The sequence below is a fragment of the Vibrio sp. 10N.286.51.E5 genome (assembly GCF_041469125.1).
In the GTDB taxonomy this organism is placed as follows: domain Bacteria; phylum Pseudomonadota; class Gammaproteobacteria; order Enterobacterales; family Vibrionaceae; genus Vibrio; species Vibrio crassostreae_C.
On record NZ_JBFRJZ010000134.1, the window covers coordinates 1 to 306 of the forward strand.

Consider the following 306-nt stretch of genomic DNA (forward strand, 5'->3'; position numbering starts at 1 on the left):
ATCCTGCACGACCCACCATTTCCTCCCAAGGAAATAAAAATATGGGGCTATAGCTCAGCTGGGAGAGCGCCTGCCTTGCACGCAGGAGGTCTGCGGTTCGATCCCGCATAGCTCCACCATTCCTTCCATTAGGAATTAAAACTTTATGGGCGATTAGCTCAGTTGGGAGAGCACCTGCCTTACAAGCAGGGGGTCACTGGTTCGAGCCCGGTATCGCCCACCATCTTTAAGCATTCTCGTAAGAGAGTATTTAAAAATGGGTTTAAAAGTTTAACACTTAAAACTCTTGCTCTTTAACAATTTGGA

At 47.1% G+C, this 306-nt stretch carries 2 tRNA genes; both read left to right on the top strand.

Going from position 1 to position 306, the window contains the following annotated elements:
- The first annotated feature begins 43 nt into the window (after positions 1-43).
- Positions 44-119: transfer RNA gene (locus AB4161_RS23075), tRNA-Ala, on the top strand.
- 28 nt (positions 120-147) lie between these two features.
- Positions 148-223: transfer RNA gene (locus AB4161_RS23080), tRNA-Val, on the top strand.
- Positions 224-306 lie beyond the last annotated feature (83 nt).